This window comes from Levilactobacillus tujiorum (genome assembly GCF_012641185.1).
Lineage (GTDB): Bacteria > Bacillota > Bacilli > Lactobacillales > Lactobacillaceae > Levilactobacillus > Levilactobacillus tujiorum.
On record NZ_JAAXLK010000023.1, the window covers coordinates 1 to 21482 of the forward strand.

The 21482-nt window shown below is 49.6% G+C and carries 19 protein-coding genes; 12 read left to right on the plus strand and 7 right to left on the minus strand.

Annotated elements, in window-relative coordinates:
• The 3 genes from HF569_RS10415 to HF569_RS10425 all read left to right on the plus strand — a co-directional run.
• On the plus strand, positions 1 to 759 hold a 759-nt coding region (locus tag HF569_RS10415; RefSeq protein WP_168902375.1), incomplete at its 5' end, for an MFS transporter.
• A 318-nt stretch (positions 760 to 1077) separates the two neighbouring features.
• Complete coding sequence (locus HF569_RS10420; RefSeq protein WP_211089713.1) at positions 1078 to 1452, plus strand: iron chaperone; 375 nt, start codon at positions 1078 to 1080, stop codon at positions 1450 to 1452.
• Between the two features lie 206 nt (positions 1453 to 1658).
• Positions 1659 to 4220 (plus strand): YfhO family protein, encoded by a 2562-nt coding sequence (locus tag HF569_RS10425; RefSeq protein WP_168902376.1) that lies wholly within the window; start codon positions 1659 to 1661, stop codon positions 4218 to 4220.
• A gap of 113 nt (positions 4221 to 4333) precedes the next feature.
• Here the strand turns inward: HF569_RS10425 and HF569_RS10430 are convergent, their stop codons facing one another.
• Positions 4334 to 4846 (minus strand): universal stress protein, encoded by a 513-nt coding sequence (locus tag HF569_RS10430; RefSeq protein ID WP_168848961.1) that lies wholly within the window; start codon positions 4844 to 4846, stop codon positions 4334 to 4336.
• A gap of 31 nt (positions 4847 to 4877) precedes the next feature.
• On the minus strand, positions 4878 to 5390 hold the full coding sequence (locus tag HF569_RS10435; protein ID WP_168902377.1) for a YbhB/YbcL family Raf kinase inhibitor-like protein: 513 nt from the start codon (positions 5388 to 5390) through the stop codon (positions 4878 to 4880).
• Between the two features lie 193 nt (positions 5391 to 5583).
• Here HF569_RS10435 and HF569_RS10440 point away from each other — a divergent pair, with 193 nt between their 5' ends.
• Complete coding sequence (locus HF569_RS10440; protein ID WP_168902378.1) at positions 5584 to 6750, plus strand: ArgE/DapE family deacylase; 1167 nt, start codon at positions 5584 to 5586, stop codon at positions 6748 to 6750.
• Positions 6751 to 7280: 530 nt separating this feature from the next.
• On the opposite strand, the gene HF569_RS10445 is transcribed toward HF569_RS10440, so the two are convergent.
• Positions 7281 to 7781, minus strand: coding sequence for a hypothetical protein (locus tag HF569_RS10445; protein ID WP_232842611.1), 501 nt, complete (start codon positions 7779 to 7781; stop codon positions 7281 to 7283).
• A 317-nt stretch (positions 7782 to 8098) separates the two neighbouring features.
• Between HF569_RS10445 and HF569_RS10450 the strand changes: the two genes are divergently transcribed.
• Positions 8099 to 8962, plus strand: a complete 864-nt coding sequence (locus tag HF569_RS10450; protein WP_168848956.1) for an aldo/keto reductase — start codon at positions 8099 to 8101, stop codon at positions 8960 to 8962.
• Here the strand turns inward: HF569_RS10450 and HF569_RS10455 are convergent, their stop codons facing one another.
• Positions 8963 to 9352 carry a hypothetical protein gene (locus tag HF569_RS10455; RefSeq protein ID WP_168848955.1) on the minus strand — a complete coding sequence of 130 codons (390 nt, stop codon included), beginning with the start codon at positions 9350 to 9352 and terminating at the stop codon, positions 8963 to 8965.
• A gap of 855 nt (positions 9353 to 10207) precedes the next feature.
• On the opposite strand from HF569_RS10455, the gene HF569_RS10460 reads away from it, so the two are divergent.
• Together HF569_RS10460 and nhaC are read left to right on the plus strand one after the other, a co-directional pair.
• A complete protein-coding gene (locus HF569_RS10460) occupies positions 10208 to 10738 on the plus strand; it encodes a GNAT family N-acetyltransferase (protein ID WP_168848954.1) in 531 nt (176 codons plus the stop codon).
• A 355-nt stretch (positions 10739 to 11093) separates the two neighbouring features.
• Positions 11094 to 12554, plus strand: coding sequence for a Na+/H+ antiporter NhaC (gene nhaC / locus HF569_RS10465; protein ID WP_168902380.1), 1461 nt, complete (start codon positions 11094 to 11096; stop codon positions 12552 to 12554).
• Positions 12555 to 13028: 474 nt separating this feature from the next.
• On the opposite strand, the gene HF569_RS10470 is transcribed toward nhaC, so the two are convergent.
• Positions 13029 to 13676 (minus strand): metal-dependent transcriptional regulator, encoded by a 648-nt coding sequence (locus HF569_RS10470; protein WP_168848952.1) that lies wholly within the window; start codon positions 13674 to 13676, stop codon positions 13029 to 13031.
• A gap of 400 nt (positions 13677 to 14076) precedes the next feature.
• Here HF569_RS10470 and HF569_RS10475 point away from each other — a divergent pair, with 400 nt between their 5' ends.
• The 3 genes from HF569_RS10475 to HF569_RS10485 all read left to right on the plus strand — a co-directional run bounded on the left by HF569_RS10475 (position 14077) and on the right by HF569_RS10485 (position 16715).
• Positions 14077 to 15651 (plus strand): Nramp family divalent metal transporter, encoded by a 1575-nt coding sequence (locus HF569_RS10475; RefSeq protein WP_168902381.1) that lies wholly within the window; start codon positions 14077 to 14079, stop codon positions 15649 to 15651.
• A 14-nt stretch (positions 15652 to 15665) separates the two neighbouring features.
• Positions 15666 to 16097, plus strand: coding sequence for a universal stress protein (locus HF569_RS10480; RefSeq protein ID WP_168848950.1), 432 nt, complete (start codon positions 15666 to 15668; stop codon positions 16095 to 16097).
• A gap of 186 nt (positions 16098 to 16283) precedes the next feature.
• Entirely contained in the window at positions 16284 to 16715 is a 432-nt protein-coding gene (locus tag HF569_RS10485; RefSeq protein ID WP_168902382.1) for a universal stress protein, read from the plus strand.
• Positions 16716 to 17294: 579 nt separating this feature from the next.
• Here HF569_RS10485 and HF569_RS10490 read toward each other — a convergent pair.
• Positions 17295 to 18281: a GMP reductase gene (locus tag HF569_RS10490; protein ID WP_168902383.1), complete on the minus strand. Its 987-nt coding sequence runs from the start codon at positions 18279 to 18281 to the stop codon at positions 17295 to 17297.
• A gap of 28 nt (positions 18282 to 18309) precedes the next feature.
• Positions 18310 to 19596, minus strand: coding sequence for an adenylosuccinate synthase (locus HF569_RS10495; RefSeq protein ID WP_168902384.1), 1287 nt, complete (start codon positions 19594 to 19596; stop codon positions 18310 to 18312).
• 273 nt (positions 19597 to 19869) lie between these two features.
• Here HF569_RS10495 and purB point away from each other — a divergent pair, with 273 nt between their 5' ends.
• A complete protein-coding gene (gene purB, locus HF569_RS10500) occupies positions 19870 to 21165 on the plus strand; it encodes an adenylosuccinate lyase (RefSeq protein WP_168902385.1) in 1296 nt (431 codons plus the stop codon).
• A gap of 27 nt (positions 21166 to 21192) precedes the next feature.
• The gene (locus HF569_RS10505) at positions 21193 to 21417 is read left to right on the plus strand and encodes a type II toxin-antitoxin system Phd/YefM family antitoxin (RefSeq protein ID WP_168902386.1); all 225 of its coding nucleotides are present in this window, start codon (positions 21193 to 21195) and stop codon (positions 21415 to 21417) included.
• Positions 21418 to 21482 lie beyond the last annotated feature (65 nt).

Genomic DNA, 21482 nt, shown 5'->3' on the forward strand with positions numbered 1-21482 from the left:
ACCATGAACAAGCACGATACGGCGGCAGTTGATAAAGAATTGTCGCAAATCGAAGAACAGGCCAAGATGAAGAACGGTGGTTGGTCTGAACTCTTTGGTAAGATGGTTCGTCCATCACTGATCATTGGGTTAGGCTTAGCGATTTTCCAACAAGTCATGGGTTGTAATACCGTGCTGTACTACGCGCCAACGATCTTTACGGATGTTGGTTTCGGAGTTAACGCCGCCTTGTTAGCCCACATCGGAATCGGGATCTTTAACGTGATTGTGACGGCCGTTGCCGTGATGATCATGGATAAGGTTGACCGGAAGAAGATGCTGATCTACGGGGCTATCGGGATGGCCGTTTCCCTGTTCGTGATGAGCTTTGGGATGAAATTCTCCGGTGGGTCACACGTAGCCGCCATTATTTCCGTGATTGCCTTGACGATCTACATTGCTTTCTTCTCCGCTACTTGGGGTCCTGTCATGTGGGTTATGATTGGTGAAGTCTTCCCATTGAACATTCGTGGGTTAGGGAACTCCTTCTCCAGTGTGATTAACTGGGGTGCTAACATGATCGTTTCCTTGACGTTCCCATCCTTATTGGACTTCTTCGGAACGGGGAGCTTATTCATCGGTTATGGTGTCCTTTGCTTGCTGGCCATCTGGTTCGTTCACGCCAAGGTCTTCGAAACGCGGAACCGTTCTCTGGAAGAGATCGAAGCAACATTACGGGCCAAGGCTGGTGAACCTGAAACCGCCCAAGCTACTAAATAAGTTAAGTAAAGTTTGAAATATGGATGATTTTCTCCGCCTTACCGTTCGCCAAATTTGGACCGGGATGCTGTGGGCAAGGCCCCACAGCAGGCGGAATCTCTGCCAGCCGCAGGTGACTGTCCGAGTCTATCATCCTTGCTATTCATTCTTTTAGCCTTTAGATAGTTCAATTTAAATTTGTTTGAAACTGAGATCACTTCTGTGAGGGTGGTCTCTTTTCTTTTGGTCGCAAAGCGGAGCGAGTGGCGAGTGCGGCTAGTTTTGAGCGAAAATGCTATACTGATAGAAAATTAACTAAATTTATTGCGGGGTGCCGATATGATTACAGAGTTCGAAGAGTATCTGAGTAAAATTGAAGATGATGACCAGCAGGCGCGGGTGCGGGAAGTCTTGAATTGGGTGCAGACCGAGTTTCCCCAGTTAAAACAACGTTACGCGTGGAATCAGCCCATGTTTACCGATCACGGAACCTTTATCATTGGTTTTAGTGTTGCCAAGGCCCACCTGGCATTCGCGCCGGAAGGCCCCGTCATGGAAAAATTCGCTGAACAAATCGCGGCGGATCAGTATAACCCTGGCAAGAAATTCGGACGGATTAAGTGGACCCAGCCGGTGGATTATGACTTGCTCCGGCAAATCATTGCCTTTAACATTGCGGATAAAGCGGACTGCACGACCTTTTGGCGTAAGTAGGGTTTGAAACAGCTGCCGCTACGAAACTGTGAGGCTTACCGTTTGCCCAATCTGGGGCGGAACGAGTCACCAATTGGCGGTGGGTAAATGGTACAATAGGAGAAGTTTTATAGCGGTCTTCGGCGGTTGATGGGCGATTCGTTAGGGGAGCAGTCAGCCATTAACCGCCACGGAGTAGTTTAATAATCGGGGAGATTTTTAGAATAATGCGACGAGAGAAAATACGGTTTAACCACTGGCGGTTACCGGTCTTGGCCGGGCTACTGGGCTTTGTGCTGATGACGGGGCTCTTTGCGGTCCAGGGGATGACGCCCTTTGGGGATCACAACTTACTCATCGGGGATTTGGGCACACAGTACATTCCTTTTTTTACGGATTTTATGCGATTGGTACGCACCCACAGCTGGGATCTGTACAACTTCCATCAGGCTTTCGGGGGAAGTTGGGTGCCGGTCATTGCCTACTATTTACTGAGCCCATTCAACCTGTTATTAGTCTTTTTCAAGGCGAGTCAGATTCCGATCGCCATGGCACTGTTGATTATGCTGAAAATAGCTACTGTTGCGGGAACCATGACGTTTTACCTGCAAGAGCATTGGCGCACGCAACGACCGTTCGTCATGGTCTTTGGTCTGGCCTTCGCGTTTAGTGGTTTTGTGGCGCTAAACTTCTTTAATATCATGTGGTTGGACGCCTTAATTTTTCTACCGTTAGTGACGTGGGGGCTCGATCGCCTGGTCATTACGGGGCGTACGGGTGGTTATTTCTGTTGGCTAGGCATTAGCGTGTTGACGGACTATTACCTGGGCTACATGACGTGTCTGTTCGTGGTCGCCTACTTCTTGTATTTGGTGACGGCAGAATGGCCAGCCGGTCAGACGCTGCGTGAGTGGTGGCGGGCCAAGCGGTACTTAAGTTATCGGTTTGTAGGTGCCTCACTGCTCAGTGTGGGCAGTACGCTACTCATCTTGTTACCCACGGTCTTGAGCATGCTGGTGACACCGAAGACCCAATCACAGGCAGGAAACTTTCACTTGTTCCCGTTGTTTGGGTTGGAGTTCTTTGGTCAAATGGGCGTTGGCTCGGCCAACTACCTTCAACGATTGAGTCACGGCCCGGCAATCTTTGCGTCGTCACTGGTGGTGTTACTGGCCATCGCCTACTTTGGACTGCCGCAGGTTAAACGCGCTGCTAAAGTGCGAGCGGCGAGTCTCCTCATCTTCCTATTCTTGGGGATGTGGTTGCAGGGCTTCAATACCGTGTGGCACCTGATGACGCCCCCGGCCGGCTATCCATTTCGAAACAGCTTCTTCTTCAGCTTCGTCCTGATTTTAGTGGCATCCAGTGCCTGGCAAGCGGGTGTCCAACAGCTAGCGCGACGCTGGCGCTGGGGTATTCCGGGCGGATTAATTGCCCTAATCTTACTGGGATGGGCGTTGGTGCCCCTCATGCAGACCTTAACGCAGTCTGACTACTATGCGAGCCTCCAGCCGGTCAATTGGGCAGCCGTCGTGACGGGCTTGGTATTGCTGAGCCTGACCGCGGGACTGCTGTGGCTGGGGCGGTGCCACCCTGGTTGGGTCGGATTGATCGTCGTGGTCGAATTAGTCGTTAATTTTGGATTCGCCTTAAATGGCGTGGACTATGGGAGTCAGCGGCGGTATGCACAAGCCTACGAGCAGTCGGTTAAGCGGCTTAATCCCGTGACGACGGCGACGACCCTCTACCGGGTACGCAATAATACGCCCACCGTGGCGCCGGGCTTTCACGGCCATTACAATCCGTACAATGATGGCATGTGGTTGGGATACAACGGCACGACGGCGTACAGCTCGACCATTTCAGCCAAGACGATTGCTATGGCGAAGTCGCTGGGACTCTACACCAGAAATGAACGGCGGCTCAGTCACGAAGGATTTACGCCGGTGACGGAAATGTTATTTGGCATTCACACCAAGTTGACGAAGCAGGGGAACGTTGCGGTTGGAAGTTATACTGGCATGGGGTTTGCCGTCAATCAGCGGTTCTTAACGCTTAAATTATCGGCGAATGCCATTGAAAACCAAGAGGCGATCCTCCAAACACTCCGGCCTAGTCAGCGGCCTTACTTCGTGCCCGTCGCCGCGGGGCACGACCAGGTCAAAGCCATTTGGCGGATCAATCATCATCCGACCAACTTCGTCTACAATCACGTGTGGCGGGTGACCCCTCAGGCGTCCGGTCGCATTTACCTCTTTGATCCGACGAGTTCTAGTAAGTACTCGACGATGAGTGTCAACGGCCATTCGGTGGCGCCGCGGATGATGATGGATGGCAACACGGGGATGATTAATCTCGGCGAGTATCGTCAGGGGCAAGCGTTGACGATCAAGTTTGCCAGTAATCGGCCGACGCCCAAGTCATTGGCGGTCGCCACGCTGCCGGCGGATCGCCTAGCTGCTGTGCGCCAGGTGGCCGGTCAACACGCGTTAACGCTTAAACGCCATCGGGGGCATTTGCACACCGATTATCAGGGAACGCTGCCGGCGACTACGCAGCGGCGGTGGGCCTACCTGAGCTTGCCCCATGAACAGGGCTGGCGGATTACCGTGAATGATCAACCGGTTCAGGCGCGTACGGTCTTAGGTGATATGACCGCAGTGCCATTGACGCCGGGAAAGAATCAGATTGTGATTCGTTACCACGTCCCAGGGAGTCTGCTGGGGTTGGTGCTGACCGTCGTTAGTGGTGCCACGTATGGTGTGCTATGGTATCGGCAGCGCCTGTAATTGGTAATGTATCAAAAAAAAGCTAGTCCAATGTCATCATGAATTGGACTAGCTTTTTTGAATGTGAAAGATTAACTTGAATGATTTGCGCTCAATTCGCGCGGGACGAGTGGTTAGAGTTTGGGCTGATCTTGATTTTCAGCCGCAACTTGTTTGGTGTCAACGCGTTGATTCTGTTCATCAGTTCGCACGACCAGCACGTCGACTTTGGCCATCCGACTGACGTAGGCGGTGACGGAGCCCTCAACCATTTGGGCCACGGCACTCATCCCCGTGGCGCCCAGCATGATGAGATCGCTGTGGTGGTCACGGACAAATTCGTGGGCAATCACCGTTTTAGGATTACCAAAGCGTACGTGGATGGCTAAGTCATCGTAGCCGGTTGCGGCCTTAGTAGTCGCCATCAGCGAGGTCAAATAAGCGGTCGCGTCCGTCGTTAGCTCATGAATGACGCTGCCCGGCATGGAACCGCTGGCGTAGAAGCCGTAGTGGTTAATGCGCAGAACGTTAAGCAGATCGACGTGAGCGTGATTGCGTTGGGCCACCGTCACAGCCTTTTTGAGTGCCATTTCTGCTTGGATGGAGCCATCAACGGGCACGAGAATCTGTTGATATTGTTGTCCCATAGTTAGCCTTCTTCTTTGAACAAAATAGTGTTTAAACGCGGCCTCGTAAAGTAATGGTAGCCGTATCTAAGACGTGACCATTGATTTGGTGGAGCAGGTCATTTAACCAAAAGCCATCTTCTAAGTCGAGCTTCGTGTTGAGTGCATAGATGGTGAGACTGTAATCGTGGTCGGCGTTTGGTGGGAAAGGTCCCGTGTAGTTTTGATAAACCAGCGGGTCAGTGTTGTCGACTAAAGACCCCGCGTTGCTGTTGCGGCCATGAACGTGTGGAATAGCGTTGGTCCGGGAAACGTCCATGGGAATCTCACGAGTGCTGCCGGGAAAGTTAGCGGCAACCCAGTGAATCCAGGGGAAGCCACTTACGGGCACGGCGTCAAAATCAATGAGGTTTAACGCTAATGTCTGGGTCTTCTTCGGAATCTTATGAAGCTTGATGGGAAATGACTTAACGGGTTGCCCAGCGTAGACATCATCGCCCGTGGCGTACTTGCTAAATTCATCGGCTAAAAAGCCGTTTTCTTCGGTTGGCACAACGATTCGCATGAAATCCCTCCTAGATAGTTCTTACAATCTTCATTATACCGCACTAAAATCTGCGACGCGAATATTCATGAATAATGTATAAAAATACGAATAAAGCTATTTTATCTAATATATTTTCATAATTATCTTGATTTTTGCACGAAAGGGCGTATGCTAATAACAACTTAACGAAACGGTGAAAGGATTGATGTGGATGACGCCCCAAGCAAAGATTGAAATTCTACAGCATTTGATTCAGATTCCTTCGGTGAATGATCACGAGGCCCAGGTGGCAGATTATATCGCCAGTCTCTTTGACCCCTATCCTCAAGCGAAAATTGAGAAGGTCACCTATGCGCCCGGTCGGGATAATTTGGTCGTGACGATCGGTAATGCCGGGCCGCAACTAGGGCTTTGCGGGCACATGGACGTGGTCGCTGCCGGGGATGAAGGTGCTTGGCAACACGCACCATTTGCCGGTGAAATCGTCGGTGATCAGCTCTTTGGTCGGGGTGCTTCCGATATGAAGAGTGGCTTGGCGGCGATCGTCATCACACTGCTGGAGTTCTTGGAACAAGGGACCCAGCTGCCCGGGAGCATTCGGTTATTAGCCACGGTCGGCGAGGAGACGGGGGAGTACGGCGCGGCGCAACTCACCGCGGCGGGCTATGCAGACGATTTGGCTGGCTTGATTATTGCGGAACCCAGCGGTCTGGACAACGTGGTGTATAAGGCTCGGGGCGTCATTGACTACAAGGTTGTGTCGACGGGAAAAGCGATCCACAGCGCGCAACCGGAGAAGGGGATCAATGCCATCGACAACCTGATGAAGTTTTACAATGCCGTGGGTCCGGTGATGGCGAAATACACCCAGACGGACCCCGTACTGGGCGGTTTGCTCCACAATGTTGATTTGATCTCGGGTGGTGAACAGGTCAATTCGATACCCGCGCACGCTGAACTCATGGCGAATATGCGGACGATTCCAGCCTACCCTAATCAGTTGATCTATGATGATTTGGAAGCATTGATTGCGCAGTTGAATCAGGAACCAGGCGTTCAATTGGATTTGAGTTATAGCTATCCTGAGGAGGCCATTCCCGGCGATCCGCAAGCGCCGTTGGTTCAACTGGCGAAGCAGGTGAGTGATCAGGTCTGTGGTCATGACACCCAGATTGTCGGTTCGGGTGGCGCTAACGATGGCGCTGAGTTCTTGCAAGCCAAGGCCGACTTTACCAGCATTGAAATTGGTCCGGGGAGTAACACGTCCCATCAGGTTGATGAGTATGTGTCGATTAAGGAATACCTGCAGGCCATTACGCTGTATGAAACGTTGGCGCCGGCATTTCTGAAGTTGGCACAGCGTCCGGCAACGATTTAGGTGGAAGGGAAAGAAGACTAAGGTGAAAGCCCTAGTCTTTTTTGATTGGCAATATTTAATTGAAGTGGTGTGTTAGTAATATCCATTACGCTAAACAATTAGTCGTTGCGTTTCAAGTCATGTAGGCTGAAGCGGCTGTTTTCTAAGTTCAATTTGGATGGAGCAAGGCGTAGGCGGTGTCTTGGAAGCTGAAGGATACAGCTTCAAATGGGTGTTATTCGGAAACTGCCGTTGGTATCTGATAGTTAAACAAGTAGTTGATTTAAGAACTAGCTAAACCGGAGGAGGGCAGAGGTGGAGCCAGCTGTGTCGACGGTGTTAGCCGATTTTCGGCTTACAGCGTGGGACGTGTTTGAAGACCGGTGAGTTTCCGGGCTTCAAACCGAGCCGGAGGACCGCTTCTCAGGCCGCAGGCGGTCCCCACAGCAGGCGGAATTTCTGCCAGCCGCAGGTGACGGGTTTAGTCTATCTTTGAGCACTAACTATTTAGCTAAAAACAAAAAACGCGGCTGCTCCGAAGAGCGTCGCGTTTAACGGACGAACTGTAAATTGTAGTTTCCTTGACCATCAGATGTAATCGTGTAAGTCGTGTAGCCGGCTTGAAGCCACTGATTCTTTGAAGCTTGCGCCCAGTTCTGGGCATCTTCTACTGAGGAGAAGGTGTGCACGGAATCAAAGGTGGTGGGATTGTGGCTGCTTGCCGATGAACTCGACGTACTGCTGGATGTCGCCGACGACTTGGTCTGCGATTGATCAAGTAGTTTTTGTTCACGTGACTGGACAGCGCTATTTGATTCATCGTTGATGATGTTTTGCAATTTTTGTTTTTGCGAGACGGTAATGCCATTATCATTGTAGCCATCGTATTTGGCCTTAAAGCTCTCATAGGCTTCTTGTTCCGAAACGGATGATGCTTTAGCCACTAGGGATGCGCTTGTGTTAGACGATGAGCTCGTCTTAGAGGCGGAATTATTGTGGTGATTGATACCTAAGACCAACAAAATGGCGATGGCCAATGTTAAGAGCGTCATGACCCAGGGCCACCAACGTCGCGGCTTACGAGACCGCTGACGTGTAGGTCGATTGGGATCCTGATTAAAATTATACCGTTGTACGCGTGATTTTGGTTCTTGGTTATTCAACTGAAAAACCTCCATGTCAGAAACGGTGTGAAAAAACAAGTTTGCCGCATTGACGACAAACTACCACACCCTTCATAATAACGCAAAATGGGTGCAGAAGAAAATTTTAGCCCTAAATTTTGTGATTTACGTGGCTTTATTACCACGCAAATGTCCAGCGTATTGTATGATGGTAGTGGAACTAAGTTTGAAAGGTGGTTTTTATTTTGCACAATGACATTCCTGAATTACCGCTAAACAATGGCAATCGGATTCCCCAACTGGGATTGGGTGTCTTCCAGGTGGATAATGCTGAAGATACCAAGAACGCGGTTAAGTGGGCCTTAGCTGCGGGCTATCGGCACATTGACACGGCCGCTTATTACGGCAATGAACAATGGGTAGGCGAGGCCATTCGTGAGAGTGATGTTAAGCGCGAGGATATCTTCGTGACCTCGAAGCTGTGGAACAGTGAACGGGGCTATGACGAAACCAAAAAGGCATTTCAAACAACTTTGGATAAGCTAGGTTTCGATTACCTCGATATGTTCTTGATTCACTGGCCAGCTCCCGGTTATGCGGAAAGTTGGCGGGCCATGGAAGACCTGTACAAGGCCGGTAAGATCAAGAATATTGGGGTATCGAACTTCAATCAGCAACAATTAGAGAAGTTGATGGAAACGGCGACGATTAAGCCAGCCGTTGACCAGATTGAAACGCATCCTTACTTCCAAGAAGACGACCTGCACGCTTACCTTGAAACACAAGGGATTCTGCACGAATCATGGAGTCCACTAGGTGGCGGTAAGAACAACGCGTTGACTGATCCGGTTATTAACGAATTAGCTGCCGCCCATGACGTCAGCGCCGCTCAGATTATTTTACGTTGGCACATTCAGCGTGAAGAAATCGTGATTCCTAAGTCCACACATGAAGCCCGGATTCAACAAAACCGGGATGTCTTTGCCTTTGGCTTGGATGAAGATGAGATGCGGGCCATCAGCGCTCTGGATGCTGGTAAGCGAGTAGGTCCAGATCCAGCCGATGAAGCTTGGCTCAAGCAATCTCAGACTTACTCAAGTCGTAAATAATTAGCGATAACGCGGAATATGTTGTTCTTTGGCTTGGGCCTCTAGTTGATCTGTCAATTGATTGACGACCGTTAGGGGAACCTTCGCCAAGGGACTGAGTAAGCGGGGATGGTCCGGATCGGGCACATCCTGCGTTTCCTTCAATTTAGATACCATCGAAACTAGGTCATCCTTGTGATAGCCTAGTTTTTTGGCGTAATAGATGACTTCGCGATAACTCACGTTTTTAAAGTAAAAATAGTAACAAAGTCCGGCAGCAGTAAAGTACCAAAAGATAGTCCATTCCAAACCAACTTGCTTGGGCGCAATGATTCCAGTAAAAATGGCAACCAACACGAAGGCGACGTAGAGCAGGATGGAGATGCTAGCCCAACACTGTTTGGCAGTCATAAAATTCAACTCGATTCTTGAACGATTTCGTCCAGTTTACGGGGTTAGCGACTGAATTTCAAGTTATTTTCCGTGATAAGTTAGTGAGAGTTCCAACAGTTTAAGCGACCTTCGCGGTTAGCAAGCTAAAGGTGAAATTTAAAAAGGTTCTGTAAAGGCCGTGGTATTACGCTTGAATGATTGAAAAATAGACAAACAGATAATTCCTGTCGCCTTGCCGTTCGCTAAATTTGAGCGGGATCGCTGTGGAGAGGACGGCCTAAGCCACAGGGCGGTCTTAGGCCTCGCTTTGAGCCGAAAAATCACGTCTCAAAGTCGCCATTTACCAAGAAAGTCACTTGGTAAATCCCACGGCTGAGCTCAAATTTGGCTCACTCCCGGCTACGTGGTTGTTGTCAGCTACTATTGTCTAATGCTGACGGGCCAAGTGCTTAAACCAATTTGTTAGCCAAAGACTAGTTTAACCGGAGGAGGGCAGAGATGGAGCCAGCTGTGTCGACGGTGTTAGCCGATTTTTGGCTTACAGCGTGGGACGTGTTTGGAGATCGGTGAACTTCCGAGCTTCAAACCGAGCCGGAGGACCGCTCTTCAGGCCGCAGGCGGTCCCCACAGCAGGCGGAATCTTTGCCAGCCGCAGGTGACGGGTTTAGGCTATTTTTCAGACTAAAATCCTGGTCACTTCAGCATTAGTGATGATTTTAGCTCTTTCAAAACCTTCAGGTAACAATAAATAAAATAGTTAAGATTCATTTAGGTAAACCATTCACCCCAAACGAAAGTTTCGCATTTAATGGTGAGTCGTGTATAATAGCACAGTATTGATGCAGACCGCTTTGGAAATGAGAGGTAGACGAATTGAATTTAAGTTTTGAAACCATTCAACCGGAAGATTACCAGCAGGTAGACCAATTAGTGGCCGCTGCTTTTACCCCCGCTCAAGAAAGTGCTGGAACTGAAGGCAACGTTGTCCATCGTTTGCGGGCAACGTACGACTATCAGCCCAGTTTAGAGGTTGTTGCCAAGCCCGCTGTTGATCACGTGGTGGGGCATGGCTTGTTAAGCCCTGTGACCATTCGAGGCAATTGGCATACGACCACGATTTTAGGCCTGGCTTCGCTGGCAGTTGCGCCGGAATGGCAAGGGCAGGGCGTGGGTAGCCAGCTCCTCAGTGAATTGGAAGCGCGGGCGCGTCTCGCCGGGTTCGCCGCCGTCAGTGTTGTCGGGGATATGAATTTCTTTGGTAGCCGGGGTTACGTCATGGCGGAAGATTTTTCAATTCATAATAGCCTGGCTGTGCCGATGGGCAGTCACTTGATTAAACCGTTGACAGCGGGAGCTTTAGCGCATGTTGGTGGGATGTTGGAATACCCAACCTCATTTAAATAAATTTTAGATTAGAGGTTGACGACCTTTTCTCATCGTGCTATTATCAAATCAATCAAATAACGAACGCTAATTTCCATTACCAAGTAGCGTGTCATCTGGGTGTCAGAAAGTCGGTGGTTGCTGCGAACCGATCAGGGTGATTACGACGAAATACAGTGGAATGTCCTGCTCCGGCAGGCGGAGAATAACTAGAGCCGTTACCATCTAGTGAGTGGAGTTGCTGGGTCTAGAACCAGTGGCTCAAGTTGGGTGGTACCACGGTTGAAGTCTAAAATCGTCCCTGTTGCAATAGTGATTGCAACAGGGACGATTTTTTTGTACATAATCTAGGCATAAACAAAGAGGAGCGATTTTTATGAAAGAACAAAACACGCAAGGGACACGGAAACCCGTTAGCTTTGGTGAAGCCATGTTGATTCTCTTAGCAATGTTAGTTGTCATGGGATTAGGGGTCATTAAGTTTGGCTTATCTCCAATGACGCCGGTCTTACTGGTGATTGCCTTAGTTATCTTGTGGGCAAAGTTACGCGGTGCAAGTTGGGATGATATTCACGGTGGGATTATCGACGGAATTAAGACCGGGATCATTCCTATCTTCATCTTCTTGCTAATTGGGGCATTGATTAGTGTCTGGATCGCCGCTGGGATTATTCCATCCATGATGGTCTTCGGATTTCATCTGATTTCAGCGCAATGGTTCGTGCCATCCGTCTTTCTGGTTTGCGCAATCGTCGGGACTTCTATCGGGAGTGCATTCACCATTATTTCCACGATCGGGATTGCCTTGTTTGGGATGGGGACTACGATGGGCTTCAATCCAGCCTTAGTTGCGGGTGCCATTATTTCCGGTGCCATCTTCGGGGACAAGACATCACCATTGTCTGACTCCACGAACTTAGCCTCAGCCATCGCCGAATCAGAATTGTTCGCACACATCAAGAACCTGATGTGGTCCACGATTCCTGCCTTTCTAGTTTCACTGGTGCTGTACTTCTTCATGGGCACCGGCTCATCCGATGCTAATGCCATGGGCAAGATTAACAAAACAGTTGCGACTTTGACGGCTAACTTCTCCATTACTTGGTGGGCAGCTTTACCTATTATCGTCATGTTCGTCTGTGCTTGGCGTAAAGTTCCGGCCATTGCCACGTTGTTGTTAAACGTTGGCTTAGGGATTGTGATGCTATTTATTGAAAAGCCAGCGACATCGTTGAAGAGCGTAGCAACGATGATTGAATCTGGTTTTGTATCCAAAACAGGTAACGCCAGCGTCGATGCCTTGCTGACACGTGGTGGGATTAGTGCGATGATGTCCACGGTTTCCTTGATTATTCTGACCTTGACGTTAGGTGGTCTGTTGATGAAATTCAACATTATCCAAACGGCCATGGTGCCATTAGCGCAACGTTTGAAGAATACGGGGTCCGTTGTGACGGCCGCCATCCTTTCTGGGATTGGCGTGAACGTCTTCGTTGGGGAACAGTACCTTTCCGTCATTTTGCCAGGTAAGGCGTTCAAGCAAACCTTTAACGACCGTGGTTTAGACAACTTAGCCTTAAGCCGGGTATTGGAAGATGGTGGGACTGTCATCAACTACCTGGTACCATGGGGGGTTGCCGCCGTCTTCGCTGCTAACACGTTGGGCGTTTCCACGTTGGCTTACTTGCCATTCTGCTTCTTCAGTCTGTTATCGCCACTCTTCTCCATCCTCAGTGGATTCACTGGTGTCGGCCTGAAGCGGCTACCTTCAACTGATGATCGGAGTGCCACGTCGGCTACGGTCGCAGCACCCGGTCGTGAAGGCCAAGGTGCTTAATAGGTTGGTCGTTGCTACTCAAGGATTAAGGGTTGAGGGGAAAGATACTATCAGATGTTAGGGGCAGTCTAACCCTGTCACCTGCGGCTGTCAGAGATTCCGCCTGCTGTGGGGACCGCCTGCGGCCTGAGGAGCGGTCCTCCGGTTAAGTTAGTCCTTGAATGAATACTAGCTGGGATAACAGGGGTCATTCGATAGCGATTGAGCCCATCCATAGTAGCCGTGAGTGAACCAAATTTGGACTCAGCCGTGGGATTTTCAAGTGTTCTACTTGAAAATGGCGACTTGAAGACGGGGTCTTCGGCTTCAAGCGAGGGTGGAGACCGGTCTTTGGCTCCAGCCGTCCTGCCCACAGCGTTCCAGTCCAAATTTGGCGAACGGTAAGGCGGCGGGAATCACCTATGTAGACATTAAATTGTAAGATCTGCTGAATAGAAACGAATCGTATCCTCGAAAAGGCGTGGGCCATAGTGCTCACGCCTTTTTTGCGTAGATGTAGTCGGCCGCTTGACCATTGACGGTGATTTCGTGGTGCGTTTCGTCCTCCAAATAGAAGAGGTTTAGGCTCGCATCGTATTTGGTGATACGCAGCGGCACGCCCAATGGCAACGCCAAATGCTGTAAGTAATTGACGAGCGCTGCCGACTCAAGGTAGCTCTCGAGAATGATCGTGGCGGGTGCTGTTAAGGTACTCAATCGTGTGATCGGGGTATCATCCAGCAAACGTTGTGGGTCGAGCAATCCGCCAAACGGACTGCGTTGCGGGTGATTTAAGTAGTGATTTAACGCGACGGCGGTGTCGGCGGTGAGGGTGTCAGCCATCGCCCAAGCCTGTTCTGGCACCACTGCGAGTGGCAGATGTAACTTTACCGCCAGAAAGGTCTCACAGAGGCGGTAGTGATAGAGTAGCTGACAGGCCAGTCGTTGACCAGTCTCGGTCAAGGTGACGCCCGTATAGCGCCGGCGATTGACGAGACCGGCAGACTGAAGCGATCGGGTCATTTCAGTCACGGTTGCTGGCGTCACCGCCGCAAAGTGAATAATCTGTTTATTGCTAACTCGTGGTCGAGCAAAACTACACTCGGCAATGATCTTTAAATAAGTATTGCGATGATTCAACATCCAACCAACTCCCCAGTGAATTGAAAAATAGTTAAGGCTCCCTAAAAATTATATTTCTAACTATGAATTTTAAGCGAAGCGAGCCATGGTTGCAAATCTTTTTAAAATAGGTGGCCTGAACTGGAAGAAAGTAAAGTTAACCTTTTAGACAAAATACCGCTAAATGGGCATTACAAGAAAAGTTGTTAGGGTCACGCAAAAAAAGTTTGATGGAATTTTGACTATAGAAAGCGCTAAATCAGAAAACTAAAATGGTGGGGATGTAACCGCTTAATTAACCAAAAATAATCTTAAATCTAGCACATTTTAAAGTTAAGTCAGCCTAAAAAAGTATTTGCAAAGGTTAACTTTTACGTTACAATGATCCCGGTTAGAAATTTTCGAGGAGGAGGCTTTTAACATGAGTGATAATGTTAAAAAGCACAAATTGATTGAATATGCCAACGGCCGTTCTTTGGAAGAAATCAACGGTACCGTGGCAGTTCCAAAAAATATTAGTTTCTGGAAGGCCCTGTTTATGTATTCCGGTCCTGGCGCATTGGTTGCCGTGGGATACATGGACCCAGGGAACTGGTCCACGTCAATTACCGGTGGGCAGAACTTCCAGTACTTACTGATGTCCATCATCTTGATTTCAAGTTTGATCGCGATGTTACTTCAATACATGGCGGCTAAACTTGGCATCGTGAGCCAAATGGACTTGGCCCAAGCGATTCGGGCGCGGACCAGTAAGTCATTAGGGATTGTGCTTTGGATCATGACGGAATTTGCCATCATGGCTACGGATATTGCCGAAGTTATCGGGGCTGCGATCGCGCTGTATTTGCTTTTCCACATTCCATTGGTCATCGCTGTATTTATTACGGTTTTTGATGTCTTGCTATTATTGCTGCTGACCAAGATTGGATTCCGGAAGATCGAAGCGATCGTTGTGTGCTTGATTCTGGTCATTCTCTTCGTCTTTGCTTATCAAGTCGCTTTATCTCGCCCAGACTGGGCCGGGGTCTTTGCTGGTTTGATTCCAAGCACGAAGACCATCGCTTCATCACCTACTATTGGTGGTCAAACGCCAATTACCGGGGCACTGGGGATCATCGGTGCGACCGTTATGCCACATAACTTGTACTTGCACTCTGCTATTTCACAAACCCGGCAGATCAACCACAAGGATGAAGATGACGTGGCGCGGACGGTTAAGTTCGCCAGCTTGGATTCTAACATTCAATTGACGTTGGCCTTCTTCGTTAACGCTTTGCTGTTAATCATGGGGGTTGCCGTCTTCAAGAGTGGGACTGTTAAGGATCCTTCCTTCTTCGGTTTATTCCAAGCTTTATCTGATACCAGCACCATGAGCAACGGGGTGTTAGCCGGTGTTGCTAAGACTGGGATCTTATCAACCTTGTTTGCGGTTGCTTTGTTAGCTTCAGGACAAAATTCAACGATCACCGGGACCTTAACGGGTCAAGTTATCATGGAAGGTTTCGTCCACATGCGGATGCCACTATGGTTACGGCGTTTGGTAACCCGACTGATCTCTGTTATCCCAGTATTGATCTGTGTCATGCTGACCAGTGGCAAGAGTGCCATTGACGAACACGCGGCATTGAACGATTTGATGAACAACTCACAAGTCTTTCTAGCATTTGCCTTACCATTCTCAATGCTGCCGTTATTGATGATGACGGATAGCAAGTTGGAAATGGGTAATCGGTTCAAGAACTCTTGGTGGATTAAAGGGTTGGGCTGGTTCTCCGTCTTACTATTGACGGCATTGAACCTCTACAACATGCCTGCCTCAATCTTAGCCTTCTTCGGCAGCACGCCATCAGCAGGTGATACCCTGACAGCGAACGTCATCGCTTGGACGTTGAACGTGGCGATCATTGCCTTACTTGTATGGACGGTCACGGAACTTCATCGTAGTGCTAAACGAATGGCGGCAGAAGCTGCTGCGAACAACCAAGAACTTCAATAAGGGGGAGACAACCGATGGCAACCACATTCAAACGGATTTTAGTCGGCGTCGATGATTCGGCGGATGCACTTTTGGCCTTTAAGTATGCAATTTCTCAGGCAAAACGAGACGATGCTGAGCTGGTGATTGTTTCCGTTCTTGAGAGTGACGATATGAACGTCTATCAAGCACTGGACTCCGATTACATTCACGGGGAACGCCGCGAATTGGAACGACACGTCGCCAAGTATCAAAAGCAGGCTGAAGAGGCAGGTGTTACTAAGGTAGCCATGCTAGTGGCTGAAGGTGACCCTGGTGAGACAATCGTGAAGAACGTTATCCCACACGTTGAACCGGACCTATTAATTGTGGGTTCGGAAGCCAAGAAGGGTGCCCGGCGGCATTTCGGGAGTCAAGCTGCCTATATGGCTAAATACGCACCGATTTCAGTGTTAGTTATTCGCTAAACAAATTGAATTATCAAAGCCGACAGACTTGGGAAACCTAGTCTGTCGGCTTTTTTGCTATCCGGCAAAATTACGCTCGATTAGTGTGAGCATGAATGAAGGAGTGGACAGCGTGGGCGTGTACACTGGCCGATGTACACTGGCCGATGTAAACGGGCACATGATGGATTGGGGGAGGAATGACGAATGACAACTACATTTAAACGGATTCTAGTTGGCGTTGATGATTCTAAGGATGCGCTGTTGGCTTTTGACACAGCAATTCAGTTAGCCAAACGTGATGCGGCGGAGTTAATCATTGTTTCGGTTTTGGAAAACGAGCAGCTAAATATTTACCAAACGTTGGACAGTGACTTTATTCATGGCGAGTACGATGATTTGGAAGCCCATCTACGCCAATATCAAAAGCAGGCTCAAGCTGCCGGCGTCAGCGACGTTCGCATGATGGTTACGGAAGGGGAGCCCGGAGAAAGTATTGTCAAGGACGTCATTCCAGCGGTCAAACCGGATCTCCTGGTAGTGGGCTCGCTAGCCAAGAAGGGTGTCAGTCGTTACTTCGGGAGTCAGGCTGCCTACATGGCAAAGTACGCGCCGATTACGGTATTGGTAGTTCGATGAAGCTGCGTTAATTTCGCCTTGCCGTTCGCCAAATTTGAGCTGGATCGCTGTGGGGAGGACGGCCTAAGCCACAGGGCGGTCTTAGGCCTCGCTTTGACCCGAAGAACACGTGTCAAAGTTGCCATTTACCAAGAAAGCCACTTGGTAAATCCCACGGCTGAGCTCAAATTTGGCTCGCTATCGGCTACACAGATATTGTCCTCTATATTTGCTAAGTACTGATGTATCAAGCGATTAAACCGATTTGCTAATCAAAGACTAACATAACCGGAGGAGGGCAGAGGTGGAGTCAGCTGTGTCGACGGTGTTAGCCGATTTTCGGCTTACAGCGTGGACGTGTTTGGAGACTGACGTTTTTGATCAGGTTTCAAACCGAGCCGGAGGACCGCTTCTCAGGCCGCAGGCGATCCCCACAGCAGACGGAATCTCTGCCAGCCGCAGGTGACGGGGCAAGGGGATTTTTAGTTAGCCATCCTTTGGCAGTGGTGATTAAGTAGTAAGTAAAAAACATCTCTGGAGTTGCACTTAGTGGCTACTCCAGAGATGTTTTTAGTATTTCAGAAGATTAAAGTGTTACGGCTAGTAGTTGTCGCCGTTCATGATGGAACTCTTGACGATCACGTAATCTACGGTCCGGATGTCTAATAAGTTGCGGCCACCGGCATAAGAGATTGACGATTGCAGGTCTTCTTGCATGGCATTTAAGGTGTCCGCGATGTCGCCACGGAAAGGTACCAGCATCTGTTTACCTTCAACGTTACGGTAGGCGCCCTTTTGCTTTTCGGAAGCGGAGCCCCAGTATTGCTTGAAGGTCCGGCCGTCAATGGTAAGGAGGCTACCAGGTGATTGTTGGTGACCAGCTAACATTGAGCCAATCATCACCATACTAGCGCCGAAGCGAACGGACTTCGCAATGTCACCGTTGTAGCGAATCCCACCGTCGGCAATGATTGGTTTACGCGCAGCCTTGGCACAGAGCCGCAAAGCAGCGAGTTGCCAACCACCAGTACCGAAACCAGTCTTAAGTTTCGTGATGCAAGCTTTACCAGGGCCAATACCGACCTTAGTAGCGTCAGCGCCAGCATTTTCCAGTTCACGAACGGCTTCTGGTGTGCCTACGTTACCGGCGATGACAAAACTGTCCGGCAGCTTGTCCTTGATTTGATGAATCATCCGGATAACGGCATCGCTGTGGCCGTGCGCAATATCAATGGTAATGTATTCTGGCACGAGCTTTGCCGCGGCCAATTCCTCGATAAAGGCGTGCTCGTCGGGTTTAACCCCAACGCTGATGGAGGCAAATAAGGATTTTGCGTGCATGCGTTCAATAAACCCGCGCCGTTCTTGGGGTTGGAAACGATGCATAACGTAGAAATAATCGTTTTGAGCCAGCCATACGGCTAACGGTTCGTTGATGACGGTCTCCATGTTGGCCGGCACAACGGGAATCTTAAACCGGTGGGGGCCAAATTCAATGCTGGTGTCAGCGTCGTGGCGACTCTCAATGATACATTTGTTGGGAACGAGTTGAATGTCTTCATAATCGAATACTTCAGCAGGATGCATAGTGGTCACTCCTTAATCGTAGAGGTAGTTAGGCGTTCCAGACGTCTTGTAAAATGTTGGTCTGTTCACGGTCGGGACCGACGGAAAGGGTGGCGATGTCTACCCCAACCAGTTCGGCTAACCGTTTAACGTAATTTTGGGCATTGACGGGTAATTCTTCCACGGAATGGCAGTGCGTGATATCTTCCGTCCAGCCGGGTAGCTCGTCGTAGATTGGTTGACAAGCGTCCAGGTCAATCAGACTTGCCGGGTAATGGTAAATCGTTTCGCCGTTGAGTTCGTAAGCCTTGCAGATCTTTACCGTCTTGAGGCCAGTTAAGACGTCAAGACAGTTTAAGGACAGGCTCGTTAAACCGGAAACGCGTTTAGCATGGCGTAAGACAACACTGTCGAACCAGCCAATTCGCCGGGGCCGCTTAGTAACGGTTCCGTATTCGTGGCCGGTTTCGCGGATGGTATCCCCGATTTCATCGAATAATTCCGTAGGGAACGGACCGTCACCCACGCGGGAGGTGTAGGCCTTGCAGACCCCGACGACGTGGTCGATCTTGGTTGGTCCAACACCGGCGCCGATGGTCACACCACCCGCAACGGGGTTCGATGACGTGACGAACGGGTAAGTTCCATGGTCGATATCGAGCATGACTCCTTGAGCACCTTCAAACAGAACATTCTTACCAGCGTCTAAAGCGTCGTTGACGACAACGGAAGTATCCGTTACGTGCTGCTTGATTTGCTGACCTAAAGCGTAGTATTTAGTGAAGATTTCATCGAAGTCCAAAGGTTCTTCATCATATAACTTGGTTAACACGTTGTTTTTTTCAATTAAGTTTTGCCGGAGTTTGTCGGCGAAGATATCGTGGTCGAGTAAATCAGCGACCCGGATACCCACCCGTTCGGCTTTGTCCATGTAGGCGGGGCCGATCCCTTTATTGGTCGTCCCGATCTTGTTTTCTTTCATCTTTTCTTGCGCTTGATCTAGCAAGATGTGGTAGGGCAGGATGACGTGTGCGCGATCGGAAATCCGAAGATTATCGGTCGCCACCCCATTCTCGTGCAAGTAAGCTAACTCTGCCACCAATGATTCGGGATTCAGAACCACACCGTTACCGATGACACTGGTCTTATCGGCGTAGAAGATCCCGGATGGAATCAACCGGAGTTTAAACGTTTGACCATTGAAAACAATGGTATGACCGGCGTTGTCACCACCTTGGTAGCGGGCAATGACATCAGCCTTCTCACTTAGAAAATCCGTGATCTTTCCTTTACCTTCGTCGCCCCATTGGCTACCAACTACTACTGTTGATGACATAACAACACCTCATTACTTTATTTTGCTAGGCCGAACACCCAGCAAGAATAAGTGTAACAAGTTCGGAATTAAAAAGCAACTAAAATGCGAACTATTTTTAGTTTAACTCGTGATAAAGTTCTATTTATTTCTATATAAAAGTAATTATGGGGCGCAAGTAGTGAAAAAATCTAGCTAAATTGGGATAATCTGTGGTAAGATAGCTGATGAAGCAGTAGTCGATATAATTAAAATAATGTTCGGGTTTTGACCTACATTTAGAGGAGAATACGTATGTTAGAACGTTATACCCGACCGGAAATGGGTCAGATCTGGTCGTTAGAGAATCAGTATCAGTCGTGGCTAGCCGTGGAAATTGCCATTGATGAGGCGTGGGCGCAGCTAGGTGAAGTGCCAGCCGAGGATGCCCGCAAGATTCGGGACCACGCGACTTTCGATGTTGACCGAATTGCGGAAATTGAAGCCGTGACGCACCATGATATGGTCGCCTTTACTCGGAACGTGTCGGAATCGTTGGGTGCTGAACGTAAGTGGATTCACTTTGGTGTGACGAGTACCGATGTCGTGGACACGGCGCAAGGGTACCGTCTGAAGCAGGCCAATGCGGTGATTCGCACGAGCTTGGTGATGTTGATAGCGACCCTGAAGGACTTGGCTTTACGGTACAAGAAGACCGTGATGATTGGCCGAACTCACGGGGTACAGGCTGAACCCACCACGTTTGGGTTGAAGATGGCGCGCTTTTATGAAGAAATGCAACGGAACTTGAACCGGTTTGATCGTGCGGCCGCGGAAGTGGAAACGGGCAAGATCAGTGGGGCAGTCGGCACGTTTGCCAACGTTCCACCAGAGGTTGAAGCCTTCGTGTGTGACGCGTTAGGGATTAAGCCCCAGCCGATCGCAACGCAGGTTCTACCCCGCGATTTGCACGCTGATTATGTGGCTACCTTGGCTTTGATTGGCACGAGTGTAGAGAACATTGCCACCGAAATTCGGGGATTGCAGCGTTCCGAGATCCATGAAGTGGAAGAACATTTTAATCCAGGACAGAAAGGCTCGTCAGCCATGCCGCACAAGCGGAATCCGATTGGTTCGGAAAACGTGACGGGATTGGCGCGGGTACTGCGGGGCACCATGGTCACCGCGTACGAGGATGTCAGTCTGTGGCATGAACGGGACATTTCTCATTCGTCGGCGGAACGCATGATTTTACCAGAAAGCACGACGCTACTAGATTATATGTTGCAGCGAATCAATCGTATTTTGACCAACTTGGATGTCTTCCCGGAAACAATGAAAGCCAATATGGGGCGGACATATGGTCTGATTTACAGCCAACGACTCCTGCTAAAGTTGATTGAAACGGGGCTTAGTCGTGAGGATGCGTATGATTTGGTGCAGCCATTGACGGCCCAAGCCTGGGATCAGCAGGTTCAATTCAGACCACTCGTTGAAGCTAATGCGGAAATCACGGCGCGTTTAACGCCAGAGCAGATTGAAGACGCGTTTGATTATCACTATCACTTACGCCGGGTGGACTACATTTTCCATCGGCTAGGGTTGGACTAAGACGCCATATTATAGGAGGAGCGACTCATGAAGACGACCTATTCACTGACTGATGCACAACAGAATTTCTTAGCACTGATGCAGACCGTTAATGCAGGAACCCCCGTCAAAATTGAAGGCAATCATCAAGGAGCCGTTCTTCTCAGCGCAGACCGCTGGGCAGCGATCCAACAGCAACTCACGACAACACCACCAGTCGACGCAGAACAACGCCACCGCGCCGCTCTGTACCGGGCGTGGGGGCACTTGTAAACTGCCGCCTTACCGTTCGCCAAATTTGGGCTGGAACGCTGTGGGCAGGACGGCTAGAGCCATAG

Coding starts and splice junctions, on each gene's coding strand:
- HF569_RS10505 (WP_168902386.1), top strand. CDS start 21,193: ATGAAGACGACCTATTCACTGACTGATGCACAACAGAATTTCTTAGCA.
- HF569_RS10445 (WP_232842611.1), bottom strand. CDS start 7,781: ATGACGCTCTTAACATTGGCCATCGCCATTTTGTTGGTCTTAGGTATC.
- HF569_RS10495 (WP_168902384.1), bottom strand. CDS start 19,596: ATGTCATCAACAGTAGTAGTTGGTAGCCAATGGGGCGACGAAGGTAAA.
- HF569_RS10435 (WP_168902377.1), bottom strand. CDS start 5,390: ATGCGAATCGTTGTGCCAACCGAAGAAAACGGCTTTTTAGCCGATGAA.
- HF569_RS10440 (WP_168902378.1), top strand. CDS start 5,584: ATGACGCCCCAAGCAAAGATTGAAATTCTACAGCATTTGATTCAGATT.
- HF569_RS10490 (WP_168902383.1), bottom strand. CDS start 18,281: ATGCATCCTGCTGAAGTATTCGATTATGAAGACATTCAACTCGTTCCC.
- HF569_RS10475 (WP_168902381.1), top strand. CDS start 14,077: ATGAGTGATAATGTTAAAAAGCACAAATTGATTGAATATGCCAACGGC.
- HF569_RS10470 (WP_168848952.1), bottom strand. CDS start 13,676: ATGTTGAATCATCGCAATACTTATTTAAAGATCATTGCCGAGTGTAGT.
- HF569_RS10420 (WP_211089713.1), top strand. CDS start 1,078: ATGATTACAGAGTTCGAAGAGTATCTGAGTAAAATTGAAGATGATGAC.
- HF569_RS10455 (WP_168848955.1), bottom strand. CDS start 9,352: ATGACTGCCAAACAGTGTTGGGCTAGCATCTCCATCCTGCTCTACGTC.
- HF569_RS10480 (WP_168848950.1), top strand. CDS start 15,666: ATGGCAACCACATTCAAACGGATTTTAGTCGGCGTCGATGATTCGGCG.
- HF569_RS10430 (WP_168848961.1), bottom strand. CDS start 4,846: ATGGGACAACAATATCAACAGATTCTCGTGCCCGTTGATGGCTCCATC.
- HF569_RS10425 (WP_168902376.1), top strand. CDS start 1,659: ATGCGACGAGAGAAAATACGGTTTAACCACTGGCGGTTACCGGTCTTG.
- nhaC (WP_168902380.1), top strand. CDS start 11,094: ATGAAAGAACAAAACACGCAAGGGACACGGAAACCCGTTAGCTTTGGT.
- purB (WP_168902385.1), top strand. CDS start 19,870: ATGTTAGAACGTTATACCCGACCGGAAATGGGTCAGATCTGGTCGTTA.
- HF569_RS10485 (WP_168902382.1), top strand. CDS start 16,284: ATGACAACTACATTTAAACGGATTCTAGTTGGCGTTGATGATTCTAAG.